The 23803-nt window shown below is 62.5% G+C and carries 21 protein-coding genes; 13 read left to right on the top strand and 8 right to left on the bottom strand.

The genetic code is table 11. The features are described from left to right. Positions 1–8 precede the first annotated feature (8 nt). The 3 genes from BFF94_RS28595 (at position 9) to BFF94_RS28585 (ending at position 3963) form a co-directional block, all read left to right on the top strand. Positions 9–1988, top strand: coding sequence for a phospholipase D-like domain-containing protein (locus BFF94_RS28595; RefSeq protein ID WP_246637437.1), 1980 nt, complete (start codon positions 9–11; stop codon positions 1986–1988). Between the two features lie 127 nt (positions 1989–2115). Then, on the top strand, positions 2116–3654 hold the full coding sequence (locus BFF94_RS28590) for an SEL1-like repeat protein (protein WP_128841782.1): 1539 nt from the start codon (positions 2116–2118) through the stop codon (positions 3652–3654). A 45-nt stretch (positions 3655–3699) separates the two neighbouring features. Then, positions 3700–3963, top strand: a complete 264-nt coding sequence (locus BFF94_RS28585; protein WP_128841773.1) for a PAAR domain-containing protein — start codon at positions 3700–3702, stop codon at positions 3961–3963. A gap of 279 nt (positions 3964–4242) precedes the next feature. Here BFF94_RS28585 and BFF94_RS28580 read toward each other — a convergent pair whose 3' ends face one another. Together BFF94_RS28580 and BFF94_RS28575 are read right to left on the bottom strand one after the other, a co-directional pair. Next, a complete protein-coding gene (locus BFF94_RS28580; protein ID WP_128841772.1) occupies positions 4243–5871 on the bottom strand; it encodes an NADP-dependent glyceraldehyde-3-phosphate dehydrogenase in 1629 nt (542 codons plus the stop codon). Positions 5872–6557: 686 nt separating this feature from the next. Then, entirely contained in the window at positions 6558–7505 is a 948-nt protein-coding gene (locus BFF94_RS28575) for a LysR family transcriptional regulator (RefSeq protein ID WP_128841771.1), read from the bottom strand. 225 nt (positions 7506–7730) lie between these two features. Between BFF94_RS28575 and BFF94_RS28570 the strand changes: the two genes are divergently transcribed. Then, positions 7731–8759, top strand: a complete 1029-nt coding sequence (locus tag BFF94_RS28570; protein ID WP_128841770.1) for a DUF1338 domain-containing protein — start codon at positions 7731–7733, stop codon at positions 8757–8759. 367 nt (positions 8760–9126) lie between these two features. Here the strand turns inward: BFF94_RS28570 and BFF94_RS28565 are convergent, their stop codons facing one another. The 3 genes from BFF94_RS28565 to BFF94_RS28555 are packed head-to-tail and all read right to left on the bottom strand — an operon-like array spanning position 9127 to position 9963. Continuing rightward, positions 9127–9324, bottom strand: a complete 198-nt coding sequence (locus BFF94_RS28565; RefSeq protein ID WP_128841769.1) for a CsbD family protein — start codon at positions 9322–9324, stop codon at positions 9127–9129. A gap of 56 nt (positions 9325–9380) precedes the next feature. Beyond that, positions 9381–9731 carry a BON domain-containing protein gene (locus BFF94_RS28560; RefSeq protein WP_128841768.1) on the bottom strand — a complete coding sequence of 117 codons (351 nt, stop codon included), beginning with the start codon at positions 9729–9731 and terminating at the stop codon, positions 9381–9383. Between the two features lie 55 nt (positions 9732–9786). Next, positions 9787–9963, bottom strand: a complete 177-nt coding sequence (locus tag BFF94_RS28555) for a hypothetical protein (RefSeq protein WP_164497717.1) — start codon at positions 9961–9963, stop codon at positions 9787–9789. Between the two features lie 374 nt (positions 9964–10337). Between BFF94_RS28555 and BFF94_RS28550 the strand changes: the two genes are divergently transcribed. The 7 genes from BFF94_RS28550 to BFF94_RS28520 all read left to right on the top strand — a co-directional run bounded on the left by BFF94_RS28550 (position 10338) and on the right by BFF94_RS28520 (position 16647). Next, the gene (locus BFF94_RS28550) at positions 10338–11870 is read left to right on the top strand and encodes a helix-turn-helix transcriptional regulator (protein WP_128841767.1); all 1533 of its coding nucleotides are present in this window, start codon (positions 10338–10340) and stop codon (positions 11868–11870) included. Between the two features lie 140 nt (positions 11871–12010). Further along, on the top strand, positions 12011–12202 hold the full coding sequence (locus tag BFF94_RS28545) for a CsbD family protein (RefSeq protein WP_128841766.1): 192 nt from the start codon (positions 12011–12013) through the stop codon (positions 12200–12202). A 393-nt stretch (positions 12203–12595) separates the two neighbouring features. Further along, on the top strand, positions 12596–13747 hold the full coding sequence (locus tag BFF94_RS28540) for a branched-chain amino acid ABC transporter substrate-binding protein (protein WP_128841765.1): 1152 nt from the start codon (positions 12596–12598) through the stop codon (positions 13745–13747). Next, positions 13714–13944, top strand: a complete 231-nt coding sequence (locus tag BFF94_RS28535) for a hypothetical protein (protein WP_128841764.1) — start codon at positions 13714–13716, stop codon at positions 13942–13944. The genes BFF94_RS28540 and BFF94_RS28535 overlap by 34 nt, the downstream gene beginning before the upstream one ends. Beyond that, positions 13941–15113, top strand: coding sequence for an NAD(P)/FAD-dependent oxidoreductase (locus BFF94_RS28530; RefSeq protein WP_128841763.1), 1173 nt, complete (start codon positions 13941–13943; stop codon positions 15111–15113). The genes BFF94_RS28535 and BFF94_RS28530 overlap by 4 nt, the downstream gene beginning before the upstream one ends. 434 nt (positions 15114–15547) lie before the next feature. Continuing rightward, the gene (locus BFF94_RS28525) at positions 15548–16027 is read left to right on the top strand and encodes a hypothetical protein (RefSeq protein WP_246637436.1); all 480 of its coding nucleotides are present in this window, start codon (positions 15548–15550) and stop codon (positions 16025–16027) included. Beyond that, positions 16024–16647: an OmpA family protein gene (locus tag BFF94_RS28520; protein ID WP_372454349.1), complete on the top strand. Its 624-nt coding sequence runs from the start codon at positions 16024–16026 to the stop codon at positions 16645–16647. The genes BFF94_RS28525 and BFF94_RS28520 overlap by 4 nt, the downstream gene beginning before the upstream one ends. A 227-nt stretch (positions 16648–16874) precedes the next feature. Here BFF94_RS28520 and BFF94_RS28515 read toward each other — a convergent pair whose 3' ends face one another. Then, a complete protein-coding gene (locus BFF94_RS28515) occupies positions 16875–18056 on the bottom strand; it encodes a serine hydrolase domain-containing protein (protein WP_128841761.1) in 1182 nt (393 codons plus the stop codon). A 276-nt stretch (positions 18057–18332) separates the two neighbouring features. Here BFF94_RS28515 and BFF94_RS28510 point away from each other — a divergent pair, with 276 nt between their 5' ends. Next, the gene (locus BFF94_RS28510; protein WP_128841760.1) at positions 18333–19460 is read left to right on the top strand and encodes an aminotransferase class V-fold PLP-dependent enzyme; all 1128 of its coding nucleotides are present in this window, start codon (positions 18333–18335) and stop codon (positions 19458–19460) included. A gap of 283 nt (positions 19461–19743) precedes the next feature. On the opposite strand, the gene BFF94_RS28505 is transcribed toward BFF94_RS28510, so the two are convergent. Continuing rightward, complete coding sequence (locus tag BFF94_RS28505) at positions 19744–20727, bottom strand: proline dehydrogenase family protein (protein WP_308286063.1); 984 nt, start codon at positions 20725–20727, stop codon at positions 19744–19746. A 443-nt stretch (positions 20728–21170) separates the two neighbouring features. Further along, positions 21171–22145 (bottom strand): LysR family transcriptional regulator, encoded by a 975-nt coding sequence (locus BFF94_RS28500; protein ID WP_128841759.1) that lies wholly within the window; start codon positions 22143–22145, stop codon positions 21171–21173. Positions 22146–22759: 614 nt separating this feature from the next. Between BFF94_RS28500 and BFF94_RS28495 the strand changes: the two genes are divergently transcribed. After that, positions 22760–23776: an AraC family transcriptional regulator gene (locus BFF94_RS28495; protein ID WP_246637435.1), complete on the top strand. Its 1017-nt coding sequence runs from the start codon at positions 22760–22762 to the stop codon at positions 23774–23776. The last annotated feature ends 27 nt before the right edge of the window (positions 23777–23803 follow it).

Below are 23803 nucleotides of genomic sequence, written 5' to 3'. Positions count from 1 at the left end.
ACTGTATCTTGAAATCCCAAAATCCAGCAGCGGTCTCGATTGACGAGCAGTCGCGAGAGGCTAAGTCATCGGCACAATGGCTGCTGGAAAAGCGCAAGGACATTGCGCCGATTACCTATGAAAACCACCTTGAATTCCTGGTCTGTGGGGAAGAAGGGTTCGCGAACATCGCAAATGACCTGAAGCTTGCGAAGGGTTCGGTCAACCTCTGCTGCTGGGGCTTCGACCCCAGCATGGAACTCATCCGCGACAAAAGCAAACCGAAATGGCCACGCGGCCAGACGTACGGTGAACTGCTTGAAGAGGTCGCGAACAAAGGCGTCACTGTGCGGTTGATGGTCTGGTACGACGAAACAGGCTCAGCCAAACAGAACAATGTCCCAGGCTACTCCGACACCGGGCACAACCCGTTTACCCATCTGCCCGCTTTTGTCGTGGGCACTTCGAAGTCGCCTTACGACAGCAAGGATCGCCAGAAGACCTGCATCGAATGGTGGAAGACCCACCACCCGAAGGGAAATTGCAGTGGCAAAAACAAGAACCTGCTGGTGACATTCCGCTCGGTTGATTCGGCGGATGCCACGCACGCACTGGCCGATGAAGAGTTCAAGCCGCAAGGGGGGATGTTACCGACCAACGAACGCCCGTTGATGACGGACTATCCGACTCATCATCAGAAACCAATCGTGATCGACTACGACTACGAGAACGGTTACAAAGCAGTCGGCTATGTAATGGGTCTGAATTCCGTGACCGACTACTGGGACACGACGAAGCACGCTATCGATGATCCTCTGCGGGAATTCCTGACAAGCAAAACACTAGAGGCAGAACAGGCTCACGAGCAGGCAACGCTGGATCAAGCACCGACAAAGGGCTATCAGCATGTCCGCCCCTATCAGGACTATGCGTGCCGCCTGTTCGGTCCTGCGCTCAAGCGAGTGTATGACAACTTTGCACGCGACTGGAACCACTACGCCCCTGATACACACCGGATGCCGGAACTTGCGGCGATACCGAGCAATATTCAGAAAGTGCCTGGCAATCCAAATCACGCTGTGCAGATCGTTCGTACACATCCTAGGGATAAGGATAAAACGATCAAGGAACTTTACTTCCATGCGAGTTCCTGGGCGCGCAACTACATCTATATGGAGAATCAGTATTTCTTCTATCCGACCTTCGCTCAACAACTGAAAGAGACACGAAAAGATCACTGGAAGGCGTGGGCGGAAAAGTCCGGAAGACCCAGTAGCGAGATGGGAGTCCTGTACATGTTCATCGTCATCCCGCATCCTGAGGATGACGGGATGATTCCCCGCACCTACGACATGCTCACCGAGTTTGGTGCGAGCGATCCGACAGCGAACAACCCGGCAATGTCCAATCAGGGGGCCTACGATAAAGACAATCATCGGGATCAAGACTATCCCGACGCGAAAACTGTTTCGTACAAACGGGATACGGGGATAGGTCCGGTCTTGTCGCAGACCAAGGTTCTCGATCATCCCAGTGTGCAGGAACTGGCATCCACCTATGGAATCAAGGTCAGTGTTGCCCGACTGCGTGCAAGCGGGCCGATCCCCGGTCAAGATATGGCCTACCGTGAAATCTACATCCACTCGAAGCTGATGATCATTGACGATGTATTTATCACGGTGGGAAGCGCGAACATGAACCAGCGCAGCATGACAGCGGATAGTGAGATCAACATTGGCGCGACCGGATTGGACTATGCTGCTCCATTGCGGGAACGGATATTCAAGCTCCATTCTGGCGGCGATATCACGGGCAGCGGTGACTTTAAAGAAATTCCTAACGTATTTGAAGATTGGAACAGGCGCATGGCCAAAAATCGTAATGTCTGGAAGGGTGGGAAAGCGGCTCTCAAGGGCTTTCTACTTCCGTTTGAAGATCACCGCGCTACAGGCACGATGCACGCCCAAGTGACCGTTCCATCGACGTCAGACACTTCAGCCCTTGCCTGAGATGAATCGATTCAACGCGAAACTCATCGGCCTCGTTCTGCGACTTCTATTCGCCAGCCTCTGCCTGCTGGCCGCCGACTCGCAGGCTAGCCCCTTTACAGCCCTGACCAGCAAGCTGAGTGCATCCATGTCCGACCTGCCACGTTACGAGAAACTGCCGTTGTTCAGTCCGCATCGCAAGACCTTCACCTGCGTGTATCAGGACCAACATGTACCGCCCATCGATCCCCAGGCGGAATTGTGGTTCCAACAGGCGCTGGCGCTCGATGACCCAAACATTGACTACGACAAGCGCGATTACCCGAAGATCTACCAACTCTATACGCAAGCAGCCGAACGCAATCACTGGAAGGCCATGCTAAATATTGCCTCGCTGATACTGAGCGATCATTCAGGGGTGCCGACCCATGATCCTGAGACTGCTATCCGCTGGGTGGAAAAGGCGATGAAACTGGGTGTACCCGACGCCTACGACATGATGGGTATCTACCATCAAAATGGACTGGTTAAAGGTGCAGACGCTACCAGTGCCTACGCCTTCTTCCAGCGCGCTGCGGATATGGGTAGTCCGTCCGCACAAACCTTTATCGGAACAAAAACAGACGCCGCACATGACGATCCAGGCGGTGAATTCTGGGGCAATCTACCGATTGCGACACAAATGCTGGAATGTGCCTTATCTCAAGGATATGGAGACGCGGCGGACGAGCTAGGACTTATCTACGCACGAAGCAATACCCCGGAAGGTAAGGCACGCGCCCTAAAGGTTTTGCACGAGGGTGTAAAGCTCGGAAGTGCTAAATGCGCGCATAGTCTGGCACCAGAGTTTCGGGGCCTCGACCTCACCGATGGTACCAATCTAGTCGGCCATATCGACAAAGCGCGCGCTGAGCGGTACAGCAAGCTCGGGGATGCGCTCGAGTTCTATCAGGGCCGCCTGAAGCTGCCTAATCTCGACAAGGTGCTTCCGTTGCCGCCTGCATCGTTGCCCAAATGGGACGGTAAAGTACAGACGTTGATCGACGGCGCAAAGGCCGTGACGCCACCACCCAAACCGCAGAAGAGTGCAGCGCTGCAAGGCCGCGAATTCATTCCGAGCGGGTATGCCGTGGCCGCACGCGAGCAAAGCACGATGGTGGTCTCGGGCAACGAACAAGTGCCGCATGATGGCTATTGGCTCGCGCTGTACGGCCCCCCATCGGCCTCCAAGGCCGATCTGCTCCCCGCCCGCCGGAACATGCCGGAGCGCTATCGGACTGGTGAGCGCTTCGAGGCATCGTCATTCGGCTGGCTAGCCGCTGAGCGGGTACAGTGGCATTACCTTGGTGAGGCCTATGCCATGCCCCCGCAACGATACGATTTCCTGAAGCACATGATCGATGCCGGGCTGCTGCGTGAAGTCCCCGAACCCGCTTCGCCAGTCGGGTGTAACGGTCAACAGCGTTGCCCGCAGACCGGGATATGGGAAAGTCGCGTGGCCGATGAACATCCGTTTGCCGCGTTGTACAACCGCTGGGATCGTCAAGCGTTCGTCGAGAAAGGGCAAGCGTTTCCGCCTGCCGGAGACCATTTCATTGATGTCGCTATGTCGGATGTGCGATGGACGTACCTGGGCAGTCCGAATGCGGAAACTGGTATGCCCGGCATCTATATGATTGGTTTGTAAACGGACGGGTCCGCTACGCAGCTGTACGCAAAGAGGAAGAAACAAATGGTTCGTCAGGTCATTGTGGTGGGCGATACGCTCGCGCCGCATGGCGGCACCGTTACGACAGGGTCGAATGCCGACGTGGTAGACGGCAAGGCGATCGCCCGCAAAGGCGATACGGTTGAATGCAACGAGCACGGAACGCAGACGATCGTTGAAGGTGACGCGAACGGCATGATCGGTGGCGCTCCGGTTGCGTTGCACGGGCATCGTGCGACATGCGGCTGCACGCTGGTCAGTCGCTCAACCACCGTGTCGTGGTCCTGAGCGTCACAGGATCACCGACGCGGCGCAGACGCGGATAGAAGGAGGGGGTGGCCGGCATGGGTGAATATGGATTCGACATTGACAGCCGGGCATCTACATCGAGGGCATCGGCGGCTTTCGTCATTCCGATACCGTGCTGATCGGCGACGAAGGCCCGATCCCGCCGACCAGTGATCCGCTCGATCTCGACGTGTTGACGTTCCCGGTTCCGGCGTAACGCTCAGGCGCAAAAAAGCCGCTGCACAGGCGTATGCAGCGGCTTTCTCCGAACGTCCTGCTTCAGAAAATAAACCCCGTATTGATGAACTTCGAGTAGTGGTCCGACACGATCGAATCGAGCAACTGCTTGCTGTCTTCAGTCTGCTTCGCCGCGACCATCGAGCGGATCGAGAACGCGCGCAGCGCGTCGCTCACCGATAGCGTGCCTTCGGCCGAATCCTTGCGACCCGCGAACGGGAACACGTCGGGCCCGCGCTGGCACTGGCAGTTGATGTTGACACGGCACACCTGGTTCACGAGCGGATCGACGAGCGCGCCGATCTGCGCCGGATCGGAACCGAAGATGCTGACCTGCTGGCCGTGATCCGACGTCGTCACGTAGTCGAGCGCGGTGTCGACATCGTCGAACGGTGTAACCGGAATGATCGGCCCGAACTGTTCCTCGCGGTACAGCTTCATCCCTTCCGACACCGGATACACGACGGCCGGATAGAACAGCGTCTTGCTGAATTCGCCGCCCGAGTGGTTGACGACCTGCGCGCCCTTTGCCCTCGCGTCGTCGATCGCGTCCGTCATGTAGGCCGTGCGATGCATGCCGGGCAGCGGCGTGATGCTGACGCCTTTCTCCCACGGCATGCCGATCTTCAGCTGCTCGAGCGCGGCGGTGAAGCGCTTCAGGAATTCGTCGACGATCGAGCGGTGCACGAGCAGCATTTTCAGCGCGGTGCAGCGCTGGCCGTTGAACGACAGCGCGCCGAGCAGGCATTCCTTCACGGTGAGGTCGAGATCGGCGTCGGGCAGCACGATCGCCGCGTTCTTCGCGTCGAGGCCGAGGATCGCACGCAGCCGGTGCGACTTCGGGTGCTGCTTCTTCAGGTGATCGGCCACCTTGCTCGACCCGATCAGCGCGAGCACGTTGATCTTGCCCGACGCGAGCATGTGCGGCACGACCACCGCGCCCGGCGCATAGATCGTGTTGATCACGCCCTTCGGGAACGCGTCGCGGAACGCTTCGAGCAGCGGCTCGAACAGCAGTGTGCCGTACTGCGGCGGCTTGAACACCACGGTGTTGCCCATCAGCAGCGCGGGGATCAGCGTCGCGAAGGTCTCGTTCAGCGGATAGTTGTACGGGCCCATGCACAGCACGACGCCGAGCGGCGTGCGGCGGATCTGGCCGATCGTGCCTTCCGCGATCACGAAGCGCGAGTTTGCATTGTCGAGCTCCTTCAGCGCGTCGATCGTCTGCGTCATGTACGTGACGGTGCGGTCGAACTCCTTCTGCGAATCGGCGAGGCTCTTGCCGATCTCCCACATGATCAGGTTCACGACCAGCTCGCGCTGCGCGACCATCCGCTTGATGAAGTCCTGCATGCACGCGATGCGCTGCTCGACCTTCATCGTCGGCCACTCGCCGCGGCCCGCGTCGTACGCGCGCACCGCGGCGTCGAGCGCCGCGTCGCTTTCCGGCTCGCCCATCACGGGGTAGCTGCCGATCTCGACCTGCTCGACGCTGCCGTCCGCCTGCCGCACGCACACGGGCGACAGCACGGTCTTGGTCGCGCCGTCCCACGGCCGCAACGCGCCGTCGACGAGAGACACGCGCTGGTGGATCGGCGCAGTCAGCCGGAATTCGGCGGGGATGTCCTGAAAGGCGGGAAACAACTGCTGCAGGGAGGCGGAATCGGGCATGACGGTCTCGGTTGACGGGGTGTCCGGGAAGGACGGGCGATGCGAATCCTGAGCTGAATGATCCTCGATGCTGAATCGGCATCATGACGCGCACACGGCGGCGCGTCACGCGGGAACCTGGCCGATTCAGCGAATGGAACCAGTTCCATTAAAAAGGAACGCCGCCGCGAATGCAAGAATTGCCGAATCGCGTCACGTTCACTGTAAATATTCCGAAAGATTGTTTCCGAATCGCCGATATAACTGGTTGAGTGCTACCGCAAACGTTTTACTTCGCCCGGTTTGGGCGGATAATGGCGCGGCGCGGCGAAGAAAAAAAATGAAGTGAACCTGAGAGCAGACGTAGTGAAGAACAGAAGAAGGTCCGCCGCATTGCCGATGCGAGGTCGGCTGCCCGGAGCGCCGGGTCGGGGTTGCCCGGTCCGGCGCGCACCGGACCTTGAATGCGTCCCGCCTGCTTTACAAGATCCTTTGTGATCCTCTCCAGTCTCTTTGTCGCCGTATCCCGAACCCCGCCTGCTACCTGACCGTCTCCGCACGATGCACTTGTTGCGGTTCACCGATTCCTTTCGTTTTGCTTGCGTCGCCGTGCTTGCAAAAATCGGGCTGACCACAGATTTGTGCCGGCTTGCCGACGCGGCACGCATGCGACGCCGCCGCACCATGACGCTGGCGCGCCGGCGCCGTTACTCGACGTCCTCGTCATCCTCCATATCGGCGTCGTCCGCTGCACGCTCCGGCGCCGCATACGCGCTCGCCTGCTCGAGCAGCCAGCCGCGAAACAGCTCCAGCGGCTTGCTGTGGCTGAACTCCGTCGGATACACGAGGTAGTACGCCGAATCGCCGACCGCCGCCGCGTCGCACGGCACGACCAGACCGAGCTGCTGCAACTGTTCCTCGACGAAGAACTTCGGCACGAGCGCGATCCCGAGCCCGGCCGCGGCCGCGCTGATCAGCATCGTGTGCAGCTCGTAGCGCACGCCCTGCATCGTGCGGATGTCCTCGACGCCGTGCGTCTCGAACCACTGCGCCCAAGCACCGGGGCGCGTCGTCGAGTGCAGCAGCGGATACGCGAGCAGATCCTCGTTGCGCTCGACGGGCCCGTCGAGCAGCGTGGGCGAGCAGATCGGCACGACTTCCTCGCCGAACAGGTAGTCGGACGACGTGCCGGGCCAGGTCGGCTTGCCGTAGTGGATCGCGGCTTCGAAGTGCGTGTCCTCGAACGAGAACAGGTCGGTGCGGCTACCCATGTTCACGCGCACGTCGGGCGTGCGGTCGTAGAAGCTCTTGATGCGCGGGATCAGCCAGTGCGACGCGAACGTCGGCAGCACCGCAAGCTCCAGGTAGCCGCCGCCGCTGCCGTGCGCGATGATCGACAGCGTGTCGCGGTCGAGCGTCTCGAGCGCGCGCCGCACCTGCGTGCCGTACAGCTTGCCGGCGCGCGTCAGCACGACGCGCTGCTTCACGCGCGCGAACAGCCGCACGCCGAGGCTGGCCTCGAGCGTCGCGATCTGCCGCGATACCGCGCTTTCGGTCAGGAACAGCTCCTTGGCCGCGTGCGTGAAGCTCTCGTGGCGCGCGGCGGCTTCGAAAGCCACGAGCGCGCCCATGTTGGGAATCTTGAATTTACGCATGATCTTCTATTCGTCTGACGAACGGGCCCGCCCGGCGTGGGCCGGCGAACCAGGCAAGGGACGGGCAATAATTCCAAAAACTCATCACGTGTCAATTTAATCTCGCTTTACGCCCGGCTGCAACCCTTTGAATAATGCTCCCCACGCAAGGCAAGGCGCCCGCTGGGCAGCCGGCCGACGAGTTGCCGGCACGTTTGCCGGCGGTCCCCGGAGACGAGAATCCTGATGCGCAATCCGAATATCGAGAGCTTGCTGACGAAGCTGCTGGGACAGGCGAAGACCGACGCCCTGTTCTCGACCCTGAACATGCCGGCCATCCTCGAAGAATGGGAAGACGGCGTCGTGACGCGCGCGGAAATCGCGCAGGCGATGAACATGGCGCTGTTCGAAGGGCTGCTCGAACGTTCGGCGAACGGCCGCGCGTACACGGCCGACGCGATCGAAAGCGGCGGCTCGGTCTACTTCGACCACGGCGCGCTGCGCACGGTGCGCTGGCCGCACACGGGCGCGCTGCCGCCGGGCGAGGCCGCGTTCACGCGCATCCTGCGTCCGCTCGGCTTCCGCCTGAACGGCCGCTACCCGCTCGACAAGCTCGGCATGACCGGCCGCGCGTATGCGCATGAAGACGCGCCGGACGAAATCGCGCAGTTCTTCGTCAGCGAACTGCATCCGGAGCGTTTCTCGAAGGAATTCCAACAGGCCGTGACGAACGTCGTGAGCTCGTCGCGCGATCCGCTGTCGCCGGCGGCCGTCGCGCTGCTGTGGGAAGTCGAGCGCGAAGGCTGGCTGTCGCTCGACGCCGCGCGTGCGCTGCTGCCGGAGATCGTCGGCGCGTTCGCGCGTCAGCACGACCTGCCGAACGAACTCGACTACGAAACGCTGCTGATGGAATCGGCGGAAATGGCGTGGATCTCGACCGAAGGCAATGCGTTCAACCACGCGACCGACCGTGTTGTCGACGTGTTCAGGCTGTCCGACGAAGAGAAGGCGAAGGGCCGCCCGATGAAGCCGGAAGTCGAGCGTTCGCGCTCGGGCCGCGTGTTCCAGACCGCGTATCGCGCGGATACCGTCGAGCGCGAGTTCCGCACGCGCGACGGCGGCACGGTGAAGCGCAACGTGCCGGGTTCGTTCTACGAGTTCATCACGCGCAAGCGCACGTTCGACCAGGCGGCGCGCCGCTGGGTGACCGACCTGCGTTTCGACGCGGGCAACGCGCAGGGCATCTTCAAGATGACGGCGAACGCGGCGAAGTAACGAACGGAAGGCGGCGCGCGAAACGCGCCGCGACGGAAGTGACGAGCCGATCGGGCAGGGCGCGCAGGCGTCCTGCCCGATTTGCGTTTGGCGGCCCGCGATGCAACTGAACGTGCACGGCCGTGCGCGCGGCGGAGCAGCGCGTCGTCGTCGTCGATTGCATGGTCGGGAGGATGAGTGTGCCGCGGAGGCGGCAGGCGCGCGCCGGGGGGCGCCGCGCCGTCACAGGATGTGCGTGATCAGGTAGAACAGCACCAGCAGTCCGACCGGCACGCCGAGCAGCCAGGCGATCAGGTATTTGCCCATGTCGATGTCCTGGTAGCCGCGACGCCGGCGGCGCCGCGGCGGGTTGGTGTTGCCGGTTGCGTTACAGCTCGCGATCGAATTCCTTCAACTGCTTCTCGGCTTCGTCGCGGGCGATCCCGTAACGCTCCTGGATCTTCCCGGCCAGATACTCGCGATTGCCGTCGACCACCTTCAGATCGTCGTCGGTCAGCTTGCCCCACTTGGCCTTCAGCTTGCCGGCGAGCTGCTTCCATTGGCCCTTGATCTTGTCCTCGTTCATCATGTACTCCTTGTCGTGCAGGGATAAAAGGCGCGGCAGCTCGCCGCGCCGGGAGGTCAGGCCTTCGCCTTCAGGCCGGATGCGTTGACGTGCTTCACGCCCTTGATCGCGCGCGTCACGGCGACGGCCTTCTTCACGGCGATCTTCGTCGGCAGCACGCCCGTCAGCGTGACGACGCCGTCGACCGTCTTCACGCTGATGTCGACGCTCTTCAAGCCGTCGGTGGTCGCGAGTTCGCTCTTCACCTTGGTGGTGATCCACGTGTCGGTGACAGGCTGGTTCGATTCGGTCTTCATGCCGTTGCCGGCCGACGCGTCCTGCGCAATCGCGTTCGTGAGCGGTGCGGCACTCAGCAGGAAAGCCGCGCTGACGGCGAGCAGCGTCGAAAGGTGCGGGGTCTTGTCCATGGGTGTTCTCCTTCGATTGGCGTGAGGAATGGGTGACGGCGATGCGCGGTGCTCGTTACCGCGCGATCGGCGTGTCGTAGCCGGGCTCGTGCGGCGGCATGTCGGGGCGCGGCACGTCGGGCGGCACCGGCACCGGCGGATCGGTGCCGGGCGGCGGTTCGGGCGGCGGTTCGGGCGGATCGTCCGGGGCCGGCTCGGGCCGCGTCGGATCGGGTGTCTGATGCAGCTTCATCAGGTGTTCTCCTCGGCGGTATGGAAGGGCAGCGCATGAGCGCCGATGCAGTACCAGCGTACCGGCGCGAACGCACGCGGACATCGCGCAAATTCACCGGGTCGGCTAGTGCGTTTGCACCGGGGACGGAACGGCGGGCGGGAACGGCAGATGCGTGCATCCATGCGCCACGCGGGAACCAGCGAGGCAGGGCCGATGCCGCCCCGGTGGGCGGGGTATCGCACGATGGCGGCGCGGCGTGCGAATGTACTATTGCGCATAGTGCATCCGCGCCTGTCGCCCGCATCGGCGGCAAGCGATCATCGCCACACGCGGCGGCCGTCGCGGGATGCGGCCGGACCGGCAACCATGTTGACGACGTGGACCCCCATTCAATGAACGAACCCGTAAACGAACAGGCGCTCAAGTCGCATACCGACCGGCGCCAGCTGCACCAGATCATCGCGGGGCTGACCGAGGGCGTGATCCTGGTCGAGCCCGACCAGCGGATCGTCTGGGCGAACGAGGCCGCGCTCGCGATGCACGGCGTGACCGAGCTGAAGGCGCTGGGTGCGGACGTCACCGAATACCGCGAGCGCTTCCGGCTGCGTTACCGCAACAACCACCCGGTGCGCGACGGTCACTACCCGATGGATCGCGTGATCGCCGGCGAGGAGTTCAGCGACGTGACGGTCGAAGTCGAATCGGCCGCCGACGAGACCGTGAGCTGGGTTCACCGCATCCGCAGTCTCGTGCTGACGAACGCGGCCGGCGAACCCGACTGCCTCGCGCTGGTGCTGCACGACGCGACCGAATGGGCGAGCGCCGAGGAGCGCTTCGAGCGCACCTTCAACGCGAACCCGGCGCCGGCCGTGATCTGCCGGCTCGACGATCTGCGCTACGTGAAGGTCAACCAGGGCTTTCTCGACATGACCGGCCACGCACGCGACGACGTGCTCGGCCGCTCGGTGTACGAGATCGACGTGCTCGAACACGCCGAGCAGCGCGAGCTTGCGATCGAGCGGCTCGGCGAAGGCGCGACGATTCCGCAGATGGAGGCCGTGCTGAAACTCGCGGACGGCAGCACGAAGGCGGTGGTCGTTGCCGGGCAGCCGATCGACATGAACGACGAAGCGTGCATGCTGTTCACGTTCATGGATCTCGAGCCGCGCAAGCAGGCCGAGCGCGCGCTGCGGCAGAGCGAGGAGCGTTTCGCGACCGCGTTCCGGATGGCGCCGGTCGCGACCGCGATCGTCACGGCCGACCGTTTCGAGCTGCTCGACGTGAACGGCGCGTTCGCCGCGATGACGGGACATGCGCAGGACGACCTGCTCGGCAAGTCCGCGGACGAGCTCGGGCTGTGGGCCGAACGGGGCGCGTGGCAGCGTATCCAGGGCCGGCTCGCGCGCGACGGCAGCGTGCGCGACGCGGACGTGCAGATCCGTACGCGCGACGGCGACGTGCGCGATTGCGTCGTGTCGGCCGAACCGGTCGCGATTCACGGGCGGGACTGCGTGCTCGTCGCGCTGCTCGACATCAGCGATCGCAAGCGCACCGAGATGGAGCTCGTCTACGCGATCGAGACCGCGATGCAGGACGCGTCGTGGTTCAGCCGCACGCTGATCGAGAAGCTCGCGAACGTGCGGCGCGCGAATGCGCCGGACGCGGGCGCGCAACTGGCGGACCTGACCACGCGCGAGCGCGATGTGTTCGACCTGCTGTGTCGCGGTCTTGCCGACAAGGAGATCGCCGGCCGCCTCGGGCTCGCGCCGAACACCGTGCGCAATCACGTCGCGACGATCTACGCAAAGCTCGACGTGCACAGCCGCGGCGAGGCGATCGTGTGGGCGCGCGAGCGCGGGATCGTCGGCGCGGCGGAAGCGAACGGCACGCGCGGCGAGAAGGGGGGAGCGAAGGGCAAGGACTGACGCCGCCGGTACGAATGCACCATGCGCGCTGGTGCATCCGCATCTGCCGCGCGCGGCGTCCGCCTGCGATCCTGTCCACTCGGCGGTGCGGCGCAGGCCGCTACATCGCCGGCTCTCCCCACCCATCGCAGGAGACGACCATGGACAGGAATCGCATCGAAGGCAAGCTGAAACAGGTGAAGGGTTCGGTCAAGGAAGCGCTCGGCAAGGTGACGGGCGACCGCAAGACGGAAGCGGAAGGCCTCGCCGAGCAGCAGGCCGGCAAGATCCAGGAAAAGGCCGGCGAGGCGGCCGATGCGGTGCGCAAGCATACGGGCACCGATCGGCACTGACCGATAGCGCGGCGCGGCAGGCGCCGCGATGATGCGCCATCGGCATCACCACGGCCGGCCTTTATCTACGGATGCCGGCGCATATCCCCACCGACGTTTTCCACCCACGGCTCACCGCTGCGCGGGCCGTGGGCCGGCCGCCAACGCGGAACTTGATGACAAATCCTCACAACATAGTTCCGATATTTCGTTTGCTGCACGGGTATTGGCTACCCACAATCCATTCACCTCTTTCGCGATGAAAGGTTCCACGGAGACGGAACCGCGGTGACCGGCCGGCGGGTCGGGCGCATTGAATGGCGCCCCCGCGGCGGACGGAATCACCGGCATGCGAGAGGCCGCCGACGCGCGGCAGTCGCGCGTTGCATCCCGACCCACAGAAGAAGGGCAGTCATGACGTTCCGCATTCGTTCGCTTTCCGGCATCGCACTGACCGCCGCGATCCTCGCGCTCCAGACGGGCGCGGCCCATGCGCAGGAAACGGTCGTCAAGGTCGGCGTGGCCGGCCCGCTCACGGGCGGCGGCGCCGCGTACGGCAAGGACATCGAGAACGGCGTGCGCATGGCCGTCGACGAAGCGAATGCCGCGCATACGACGGTGGGCGGCAAGCCCGTGAAATTCGTCGTCGCGTCGCAGGACGACCAGAGCGATCCGCGCACCGGCGTGCAGGCCGCGCAGCAGCTCACCGACGTGCAGGTGGCCGTCGTGATCGGCCATTTCAATTCAGGCACCACGCTGCCCGCCTCGAAGATCTACGCAAAAGCCGGCATCCCGATGATCACGCCGTCGGCAACCAATCCCGACATCACGCGCGCCGGGCTCGACACCGTGTACCGCGTGATCGCGACCGACACGCAGAACGCCGGCAACGCGGGCGCCTATGCGGCGAGCGTGACCAAGGCGAAGCGCATCGCGATCATCGACGACCGCACCGCGTTCGGCCAGGGCGAGGCCGACGAATTCGAGAAGGCCGTGAAGGCGAACGGTGGCACGATCGTCGCGCGCGAATTCACGAACGACAAGGCGGTCGATTTCAGCGCGCAGCTCACGAAGATCAAGAGCACCAACGCCGACCTCGTGTTCTTCGGCGGCCTCGACGCGCAGGCCGCGATGCTGGTCAAGCGCATGCGCCAGCTTGGCATCCGCGCGCAGTTCCTCGCGGGCGGCGGCGTGATGAACGCGAACTTCATCAAGCTGGCCGGCAATGCGGCGGAAGGCGCATCCGTGTGGGAGTACGGGCAGCCGCTGTCGCGTCTCGCGAAAGGCAAGCAGTTCGAAACGAAATTCAAGCAGAAGTACGGCGTCGACATGCTCGCGTATGCGCCGTTCGCGTACGACGCGACGTGGATCGCGATCAACGCGATGCAGAAGTCGAACTCGACGAAGCCGGCCGATTTCAACGGCGCGCTGAAGGGTACGCGCTACGACGGCATCACGGGCACGATCGCGTTCACGAACACGGGCGACCTGAAGAACCCGAGTTCGACGCTGTATGAAGTGAAGAACGTCGCATGGCAGCCCGTCACGACGAAATCGGCGGACTGAACGCAACAATCGCGCGGGCTTTCGCGGCGATGCCGGACGTGCTGAAATACCGTGAGCGATCGGTTGCGATCGCGGCGCACGCCGGAGCAATAGCCGCACAAGCCTGCCCGCGCGGCGCCGCGCGCGACGCGGCACGAACAACCATCGGGCGCGGCCGGCTGGCCGCGCCTTTTACGTGCAACTGGAGTCAGTCGTGAGTTCTCAAGTCGTCATCGTCGGCGGTGGTGTGATCGGCAGCTCGATCGCCTATTTCCTGCGCGCCACCGATCCCACGGTCGCCGTGACCGTCATCGAACGCGACCCCACCTATGCGCGATCGTCGTCGGCGCTGTCGGCCGCGTCGATTCGCCAGCAGTTCTCGACGCCGCTGTCGATCGAGATGTCGCTGTTCGGCATCGACTTCCTGCGCTCGATCGGCGAACGGCTCGAAGTGGACGGCAACCGGCCGTCGATCGATCTGCACGAAGGCGGCTACCTGTTCCTCGCGACGCCGGCCGGCGACGCGACGCTGCGCGAGAATCATGCGCTGCAGACCCGCCTCGGCGCCGATATCCGGCTGATGGATCGCGATGCGCTGCGCGCGAAGTTTCCGTGGCTGAACGTCGACGATCTCGTGTCGGGTGCGTATGGCGTGAGCGGCGAAGGCTGGTTCGACGGCTACGGGCTCGTGCAGGCGCTGCGCAAGAAAGCGCAGGCGCTCGGGGCGCGCTATGTGCCGGCCGATGTGAAGGAGGTCGTGCGCGACGGCCGCAAGATTACGCATGTCGTGACCGGCGACGGCGAACGTTACGCGTGCGACACGCTCGTCAACGCAGCCGGGGCATGGACGCGCACGCTGTCGTCGATGATGGGCATCGACATCCCCGTGTATGCGCGGCGCCGCAGCATCTTCAACGTGTCGTCGCCGGCGAAGCTCACCGATTGCCCGCTGCTGATCGACCCGACCGGCGTGTATTTCCGGCCGGAAGGGCGCACGTATATCTGCGGCACGTCGCCGAGCCCGGATCGCGACCCGGACGACCTGCCGCTCGACGAAGTCGACCACGACCTGTTCGACGACGTGATCTGGCCGACGCTCGCGAATCGCGTGCCGGAGTTCGAGGCGCTGCGCGTCGAGAATTGCTGGTCGGGGTACTACGAGTACAACGTGTTCGACCACAACGCGATCATCGGCTATCACCCGGAACTCGATAACGTCGTGTTCGCGAACGGCTATAGCGGCCACGGGCTGCAGCAAGGGCCGGCGACCGGGCGCGGGGTCGGTGAACTCATTCTGGGCGGGCGTTATGAAACGCTCGACCTGTCGTCGCTCGGCTGGGAGCGTGTGCTGGAAAACCGGCCGATCGTCGAAAAGAACGTCGTGTAGCGCGGCGTAACCGCCCGGTATGGAGTGGGCGGGATTCTCCTTGTGTCTCAAACCCATTGGCCCGACGCTGTCGGGCCTTTTTTTGTTGTTCGCGGCATGTCGTTTACCGAGCCTGAGCAGGCCTTCCGCCTGGCCACCCGAAACTGATTCGCAATGCAAATTAATAAAAATTGGCATCGAGGTATCAACGCAATGGATGAAGGTGGAATGCGCATGCCCGTCATTGTTGTGCGCTGCATCCGAAGCAGGTATGAATTTCACGGGTTGCCTTCCCTTCCAATAGTCTGATATTTTCCTTACTAAATGCTGAATTGCGAAATGCGGGCAAATGTTTCCGAATAGGCGCCGTACAAGAATTTATTCGGTAATTAATGCGCGTTACCAATAACCTTGATCAAAAGAGGATGGCTATCGTGACTCCGATTAGAACCGCAGTGAGCGTCTGCACCGTGGTGGGTGCACTGCTGGCGACCATGGGGTTGGCTGGCATCGCGTCGGCCCAGGCTCAGACGGCGGGCACGACCGTCACGCCACTGGCTGCCGGTGTCACGTCGAGCGGCGCGGCCGAGGCTCAGGTGATCGAGGCGGTTCGGGACGGCGATATTTTGACCATCAAGGTGCGGTTCAAGCCCCTCGTCGATCACAAGACAGAAGCGCTCTATGGCTCGATTAGCAAAAGCGATTACGAAAACAGTTTCTATGTCCTTGCCGGCAACAAGAAACACCTGTTGCTGACGGATAGCCATAATCAGCCGCTGACCAATCCTCGCGTCATCCTCAGCATATCGAAGGATTCTCCCGTTGCCGGCACCTGGTATGGAAAATTTCCCGCACCGCCGAAGAACATCACCAAGGTGTCGCTGACGATCCCCAATGTCGAGACCCTCGACGGCATCAAGATCACCGATCGATAGCGATGAATCGAGCGATCAAATCTACTCTCGCGGTACTGATGTCGATGACGACTGCGAGTGGGGTTCTCGCGCAGGAGCCGCCCTACAATCGCGACATCCGCGATCTCAAGCCGACGATTCTGGACCTGAAAGGGCTGTCGTCCGATACGAACAGCGCCAGCCTGGATCTGTCCGCCCGGGTTGCCGGGCTTGCCGCACAGCACAGTGGTCTGTCCGTGCGGCAAGACAAAACGGCCGTCAGGGTGTCGATGATGGGCGATGTCTTGTTCGATTTCGACAAGGCGAGCATCCAGCCGTCCGCCGAGCCGACACTCCAGGACATTCTGCGGCTCATCACGTCCATTCGCGTCGGCACTGTCGTTATCGAAGGACACACCGATTCCAAAGGTTCCGCCTCCTATAACCGGGACCTGTCGTTTCGACGGGCAAATGCCGTGGCCGACTGGCTCATCGCGCACGGCGCGGAAAAATCGCGGCTGTCGGTCAAGGGCTTCGGCGGCAGCCGGCCGGTCGCGCTCAACACGCTGAAAAACGGTGCGGACAATCCGGACGGACGAAAACTGAACCGGCGTGTCGAGTTCGTCTTGCCGAATGCAACCAGCGCGAAATCGTCACCGTAGCGGCCGCTCGTCCCTTCGAGCTTCTCCGAATGGCCGCAAACGAGGCGTCGCCACAGGATCGAACGGCATCGGCCAGTGATTCGTCATGCGAATGAGTCGCTGTCGTCCGCGATGAAAGATTATTTCCGGTGACTCGGGCCAGACGGGTTTCGCTTTGTCCCCTGGCGGTTGTGTTGTCTCGATTGGACCCATGCCTTCCGGCGTGGGCCCCTATTTTGTCGGGCGTGTTACCCGGCGCCGTAGACGGCGTCGCGCAGATCGATCGTGTATTGGCCGTTCATCCCTTCGTAGAGCGTGTTCGACAGCGACACGACAGTGAGCCCGCGTGCGCGATCGACGAACCACGAATGACCATACACGCCACCCCAGCGCCACGTGCCGACGGACTCCGGCGACGCAGCCGCGCGCGGGTCGCGCAACACCGAAAAACCGATTCCGAATCCCGCGCCGGGCCGGTCCGGCAATTCGAGATCGCCGGTCTGTACGCGGCCCATCTCGTCGACCAGGTCGGCCGGCAGGATGGTGCCGCCGCCTGCACGCAGCGTGTCCAGCACCGTCAGCACGTCTCCGGCGGTACCGACCATCCCGGCACCGCCCGACGCGAACGCATGCGCATCGAGCGCGCGCGACGGCGAGTACGTCACGCCGACGAATCCTTCGACGATGGGCACGGTCTCGTTCTCGGCGAGCCGATGCGGCTGCGGCGTGTCGTTGACATAGGGCGTAGCGAGCCGGGCGGGATCGCGCGCGACGAAGGCCGTGTCCCGAGCGCCGAGCGGACGAAGCACGAGCGCATCGATCGCGTCGGCGAGCGGCACCCCGCAGACGGCTTCGATCAGCGCGCCGACGACATCGATCGACAGCGAATAGTTCCAGTGGGTGCCGGGCGCAAACAGCAACGGCACGCTCGCGATCCTGCGCAGGTTTTCGCCGAGCGTGATCGACGCGCCATCCAGCCCGTCGGAGACGCCTGCACGTGCGTAGGGACCCTGCGCGTCGACTTCGTTGAAGCGATAATCGAGGCCGGCGGTATGCGTGAGCAACTGCTGCACCGAGATCGTCGGCACGCGGCCGTCAGGCAGCGCCGGACGGAACTCGGGCAGCCAGCGCGTGACGTCGTCGTCGAGCGACAGCTTGTGTTGTGCGACGAGCACCATCGCCGCGGCAGAGACGATCGGCTTCGTCACCGATGCGAGCCGGAACAGCGTGTCCTCGCGCATCGGCGTGCGCGATTCGCGGTCCGCGAACCCGGCCGCGCGGCGATAGACGAGTTCGCCGTTGCGTGCCACGAGGACGACTGCGCCGACGAGGCGCTGCGTGTCGAGCTGGCGGGACAGTACTGCATCGATGCGCTCGGCGAGCGCCGGATCGGTGGGCGACAGCAGTGACGATGCGGGAGAGGGGATCATCAATGGCTCCGTCGTGATGGGTCAGGCGCCATGTTAGGCGGCGCTCGCCGCAAGCGCCGTTAACCCTTACACGGAACAGGGCTACGTGCGCGGCACGGACCGGCATTGACGAACACCGCGCCGGATCGCAGACAAAATATGCCCCAAGCGGCGGGCGGCGTTCGTTAGAATCTGCTTTCGTCGAGGAAATGACGTCATTGCATTGGTGCAGAGCAGTATCGAGTCGCAGGCGCTGCGCGCCCTGATTCCATCGTTCATCTTTCACCGGAGGCGAGCATGCCAGGTTTACTTCCCGATGTTGACCGCGAGGGGCTCCTCGAATATTCGGTGGTGTACACCGATCGCTCGGTCAACCATATGTCGCAGCGCTTTCAGGGCGTCATGCGCGACATTTCCGCCACGCTGAAAAAAGTCTACAACGCGAAGTCGGCCGTGATCGTCCCGGGCAGCGGGACGTTCGGCATGGAAGCCGTGGCGCGGCAGTTCGCGACGAACAAGAAGTGCCTCGTCATCCGCAATGGCTGGTTCAGTTTCCGCTGGTCGCAGATTTTCGACATGGGCAGCATTCCGTTCGAAACGACGGTGCTGAAGGCGCGTCCGGTCGAAGCGGGAAGGCAGGCTGCCTATGCGCCGGCCCCGATCGAGGAAGTGGTCGCCGCGATCAAGGCAAACAAGCCCGATCTGGTCTTTGCGCCGCATGTCGAAACCGCGTCCGGGATGATGCTGCCCGATGCCTACTTGCGCGCGGTGGCCGACGCCGTGCGTGCGGTCGGCGGCATGTTCGTGCTGGATTGCATCGCGTCCGGCACGGTCTGGGTCGACATGCAGGCGAGCGGCGTCGATATCCTGATCAGCGCGCCGCAAAAAGGCTGGAGCGCGTCGCCGTGCTGCGCGATGGTGATGCTCAGCACGCTCGCGCGCGAGCGCATCGATTCGACGACCAGCACCAGCTTCGCGTGCGATCTGCGCAAGTGGCTGCAGATCATGGAAGCCTACGAGGGCGGCGGGTTCGCGTACCACGCGACGATGCCCACGGACAGTCTTACGACGCTGCGCGACGTGATGAAGGAAACCGAGGCATACGGCTTCGACAAGGTGAAAGCGGAGCAGCTTGAACTCGGCACGCGTATTCGTGCGCTGCTGGCGGAGAAGGGTTTCAGGAACGTGGCGGCTGAAGGGTTCGAGGCGCCGGGTGTCGTGGTCAGTTATACGGACGATGACGGTATGCGGTCCGGGAAGAAGTTCGCCGATGTCGGCTTGCAGATCGCGGCCGGTGTTCCGCTGCAATGCGATGAGCCGGAAGACTTCAAGACGTTCCGCCTCGGGTTGTTCGGCCTGGACAAGCTGCACGATGTCGATGGTGCGGTTGCGCGGTTTTCGGACGCGCTGGATCGGATTCTTTAGGCCGATTTAGCGGAGAATGTGCGCACCGGAATCGCTGCCGACAAGGTGCGCACGCTACTTTTTGTCCCTGCGGCCACCGCTCGTTCGTTGAGCGGTGACTTTTGCTTGATGTTGCAGACCGAGGTTCAAATCGGTGCGAGACATGGCGAGATTCGGTTTGCTTGAGATCGCCCGTTGCGCTTGACGGACACGCGGTGTGGGCGAATCGCTTCGCTGTCGTCCACGATAAACATAAAAGCGGGACCAGCGATCTGGTTGGTCCCGCTCCGCCGATCGTGCTTTGCTAGCGTGCTCGATCGTTACGTATCATCGCCGCCAGGATATATCCGGCGATTCGAGGATTCTCCTTGATTCTCCGAGTGCTGTAGCCGTACCAGTCATGCCCATATGGCACATAGACGCGCACGTTGAATCCTTGCGCAAGCAGGGCGTCACGTACTGGTTCGCACACTCCCAGCAGCATCTGGAACTCGAACCGTGACATGTCAATCCGCTCGCGTTGCAGCCAATTGGTCAGCGTGTCGATCAATTGTGCATCGTGGGTTGCAATACCCACGAATGATCCGGCCAGTATTGCGCTCGAAACATGTCGGACGAAGTGCGCATTGATCGCCGCACGATCCGTTGATGCACCGTCGACGAGATGCTCGCTTCCCTCTGCATAAATTCCCTTGCAAATACGCATGCGGCTCTTGCGAGCCTGTAGTGGAACGATGTCATTGTTCGTGCGCGTCAAATACGCTTGCAGCGCGATTCCGACTGCATACCCGTCGGCTTCGAGCTTCCGGAACGCGTCGAGAGTTTTCTGGGTGCAACTGACATCTTCCATGTCGATGCACGAGCTGATTCCGCGGGCTGCTGCCGCTCGCAGAATCGTTGAGATTCGCGCGATGCATGCGTCTTCGTCAAGATGCAGCCCTAGTGCGGTCAATTTGATCGAGAGTTCGGCGGGTTCATTTTTCGCACCGAGCGTCTGGACGAGATCGAGATAATCGCGAGTCATCGATTCCGCCTGACCGGTTGACGATGCAGTCTCGCCCAGCACATCGACGGTTGTTCGAAAGCCTGCTGCGTGGAGCGCTTGAATGCGCGTACAGGCATCGCTGAGCGTTTCGCCGGCAATATAGCGGCGAGAGATCTTGCGGATCAGCGAACGGGGAACGAGCGGGATGGCGCGAGCCGCCATCGTATTGAAAATACGCATGTTGTGGTCTCTTGAAAATGCACGCGCACGAATCTGGATGCGATCAGTCGATTCGAGCGACATCGCCGGACTGCTATTCACAACAGGTCCGGGACGAATGCCAAGGCGGATGCAATCACTGCATCGACGTAGGCGTTCAGTACGTTTTCGAGGGAGGCCAGGCAGCTGCGTACATTGTTCGAGGGGCTTTTTTGCAGTCAACTACGAGTTGATCAACGCCTGCTTGCGTTTGGTCAGTCAGGCACCGCCGATCGTAGCACGAGCGAACGAACGGCGGTCAAGAGCCGATGCGCGATGTATCGAGCTTGTGATTGTCAACGATTGGTGCGCGCCCGCCGGATGTCTCAAATTGGCCGACCTTTGCATGATGCAGTCGGCGGCAGTCGACCCGCTGCAGCCGTTGGATGCCTCGGCAACTCAACGGCAAGGTTCAGTGCCAAGCGGACCTTCGAATGTCCAACTGCATGCACCGGCGAAGGTCCTCAGACAGCAGCACTGATGGGCCGCTACTCCGCGCTTTGGTAACGGACTGCGCAAGCGGCCGCCCCGGGCTGGCCTTTACTCTCTTGACGCGGCGTCAGGAGCCGTTCAAGCAGATCGGCGCTGTCTAGCTGCGCAATCCACCAGTTCAAAGCGTTCCCTACCTTGTCCTCGCGCCAAGCGAGGTAGCCATTCGTGAATTCGCGCACACCCACAATGCGACGCGCGACCAGCCTGCCTTCGTGTATCGGTTCTTTCGCTACGAGATCGGGGAGCATCCCGACAGCGATACCTTCGCACAGTGCTTGCAGTTTAGCCGCGAGCGTCGGCACGATGATCCGCGGCTGTCCGTCACGGGTGGCCACAGATTGCGGTTGCAGTTCGCGAGAAGTGTCACTGATGACAACACCTCGATATCTTGCGATCGTTTCGCTCTCCAACGGCTCGGGCATTCGGGCGAGTGGATGGTCCGGTGCCACGACAAAAACGTGCCGGAGGGTTCCGATTGGCCGGGCCGCAATATTGGCGGCGTGCGGCGGCTCGCCGAACGCCCCTATCGCAAGATCGGCACGTCGCGTAATCAGGGCATCCCACACGCCCCCGAGCACCTCGGTGGAAAGACTTAGCTGGGTCTTCATCTCCAGGTCGTAGAAGGCATGGACATACGGCCACAAGGACTGGAATGGCAAGATTGCATCGACGCATAGTCGAAGCTCCGATTCCCAACTGTCTCGAATACCTTTTGCTTTGACCTCCAGGTGTCGAGCCGCGTTTAAAAGTCGACGCCCATCTTCCACAACAGCACGACCTGCTTCCGTGAGTCTCGCCCGTCTGCCGCTGCGATCGAACAGCTCGACATCCATGTCGCTTTCCAGCTTTTGCACAAGGTAGGTGAGCGTCGACGGAACTCTATGCAACAACTCGGCCGCCTCGGCGAATGTACCGGTCCGGTCAATTGCATCCAGAACTTCGAGAACTTCAAATGACAGCTTGGTCGCCATACAGCATCCTCAGATACTTCTATCGTTCACAGGCTTCACCGCGACGGCCGAGCGGCTTTGCCGCAGCAACGCTTCCGTGCAGTTGCCCAACCTTTCGAGGCTCGCTCGGATGCTGATCAGATGGACAAAGGCGATGTCGTCCCTGAGCCGGATGCATTTCCTGGATGCTCTCGTTGACGAAGCCTCCGGCCACTTGATGGTCATTGCGGCAAGAGTCTAAGGTACACGCTGCCGTTTGTCTGCTCGTGGCGTAACGCACAGTTGGCCAGGCGCATGATTCGGCACGCGTCAATTTAGTTGTCGCCCCGCTAATGCAGCCACGGGCAGTTTATCGGCAGCGGCGAGCGACGACTGAGCCGCGCTCCGGGTTAAGCGTCACGGCGTCGATCGATGCTCGGTGCGCGTGTCCCAAGACGATCGGACAGGCCCACATTCGCGCGCCTTCGCGTACGGTGCGTGGCGTGGCGTGGCGTGGCGTGGCGTGGCGTGCCGCGACGGATATGATTGGCACGCGTGTGTCCCTTGGCAAGGTACAGCCGACGTTCGAATGGCTGCTTGACAGCGATTGCCCACGACTGTAGATGACCGATATCGGAACTTCGTCGCAGGGCATCGTGTTTGCGCCGTGGTATTCGCGACCAGCTTCCGTTATCGACTCATTTCTGCCGACCGGAATTCCCCGAAGCAGCCATTCCCGTATCATCCGTCCGGTTCGCCGGGATCGCATGACCTGGCCACATCCCGCACAAATGAGAGGACGAGCGATGAAGGTCGAAGGGCGCGGCCACGGTGGCGCGATCGAGCACAACGCGACAGCCAACCCGAAGCGTGCCGGCATCGCACCTGTCCCGAAGAGCACCGACCCGCGCGACTACCAGAACGCGCCGGGTATCGCGGCAGTCATGCCGAAAGCGTTTCCCGACGGCTTCGTCGTCGCAGAACATCGGCATCCGCGCGCGCAACTCGTCTACACCACGACGGGCATCGCCGAAGTCATCGCACGCCAGTCGCTCTGGATGATCCCGCCTCATCGCGCACTCTGGGTCCCTCCCGACCTTCCGCATGCGATGCGTGCACACGGGCAGCTCGAAATGCGGACCGCGTACGTCGACCCGCGCGCGTACCCGTCGGCATACCCGAATCAGCCGAGGCTGGTAGACGTTTCGCCGCTGCTGCGTGAACTGATCGTGCGCGCGGCGTCTCTCCCGATCAATGCCCGTCCCGCCGGACGCGACGATCTCGTCATCCAGCTCATGCTGGCTGAAATCGAGTGGTCTCCCGAGCAGCCATTGCCGCTTCCGTCCGGCCAGGATCGGCGCCTTGCGCGGGTCTGCGATGCGATTCTGTCGAATCCGGCCGATCAACGAGCGCTGACGGCATGGGCCGATGAAGTCGGTGCGTCTAGCAGGACGTTGGCGCGGCTGTTCAATGCCGAAACCGGATTGTCGTTCAGCCAGTGGCGACAGCAGGCCCGGATTTCGGCCGCGCGCCCGTTGCTCGCATCGGGGCGCTCCGTGATCGCTGTCGCGGCCGAACTGGGCTACGAAACGACGAGCGCATTCTCGACCGTGTTTCGCCGGTTCACCGGCATGACGCCGAGCGCTTACGCGAAACTGTCCGATTCCGCGTAGCAAACGTCTTTCCAGAGCACGCGGGGC

The sequence above is a fragment of the Burkholderia catarinensis genome (genome assembly GCF_001883705.2).
GTDB lineage: Bacteria > Pseudomonadota > Gammaproteobacteria > Burkholderiales > Burkholderiaceae > Burkholderia > Burkholderia catarinensis.
Note: the sequence above shows the minus strand (reverse complement) of the source record. Positions and strands in the feature narration are given on the sequence as shown.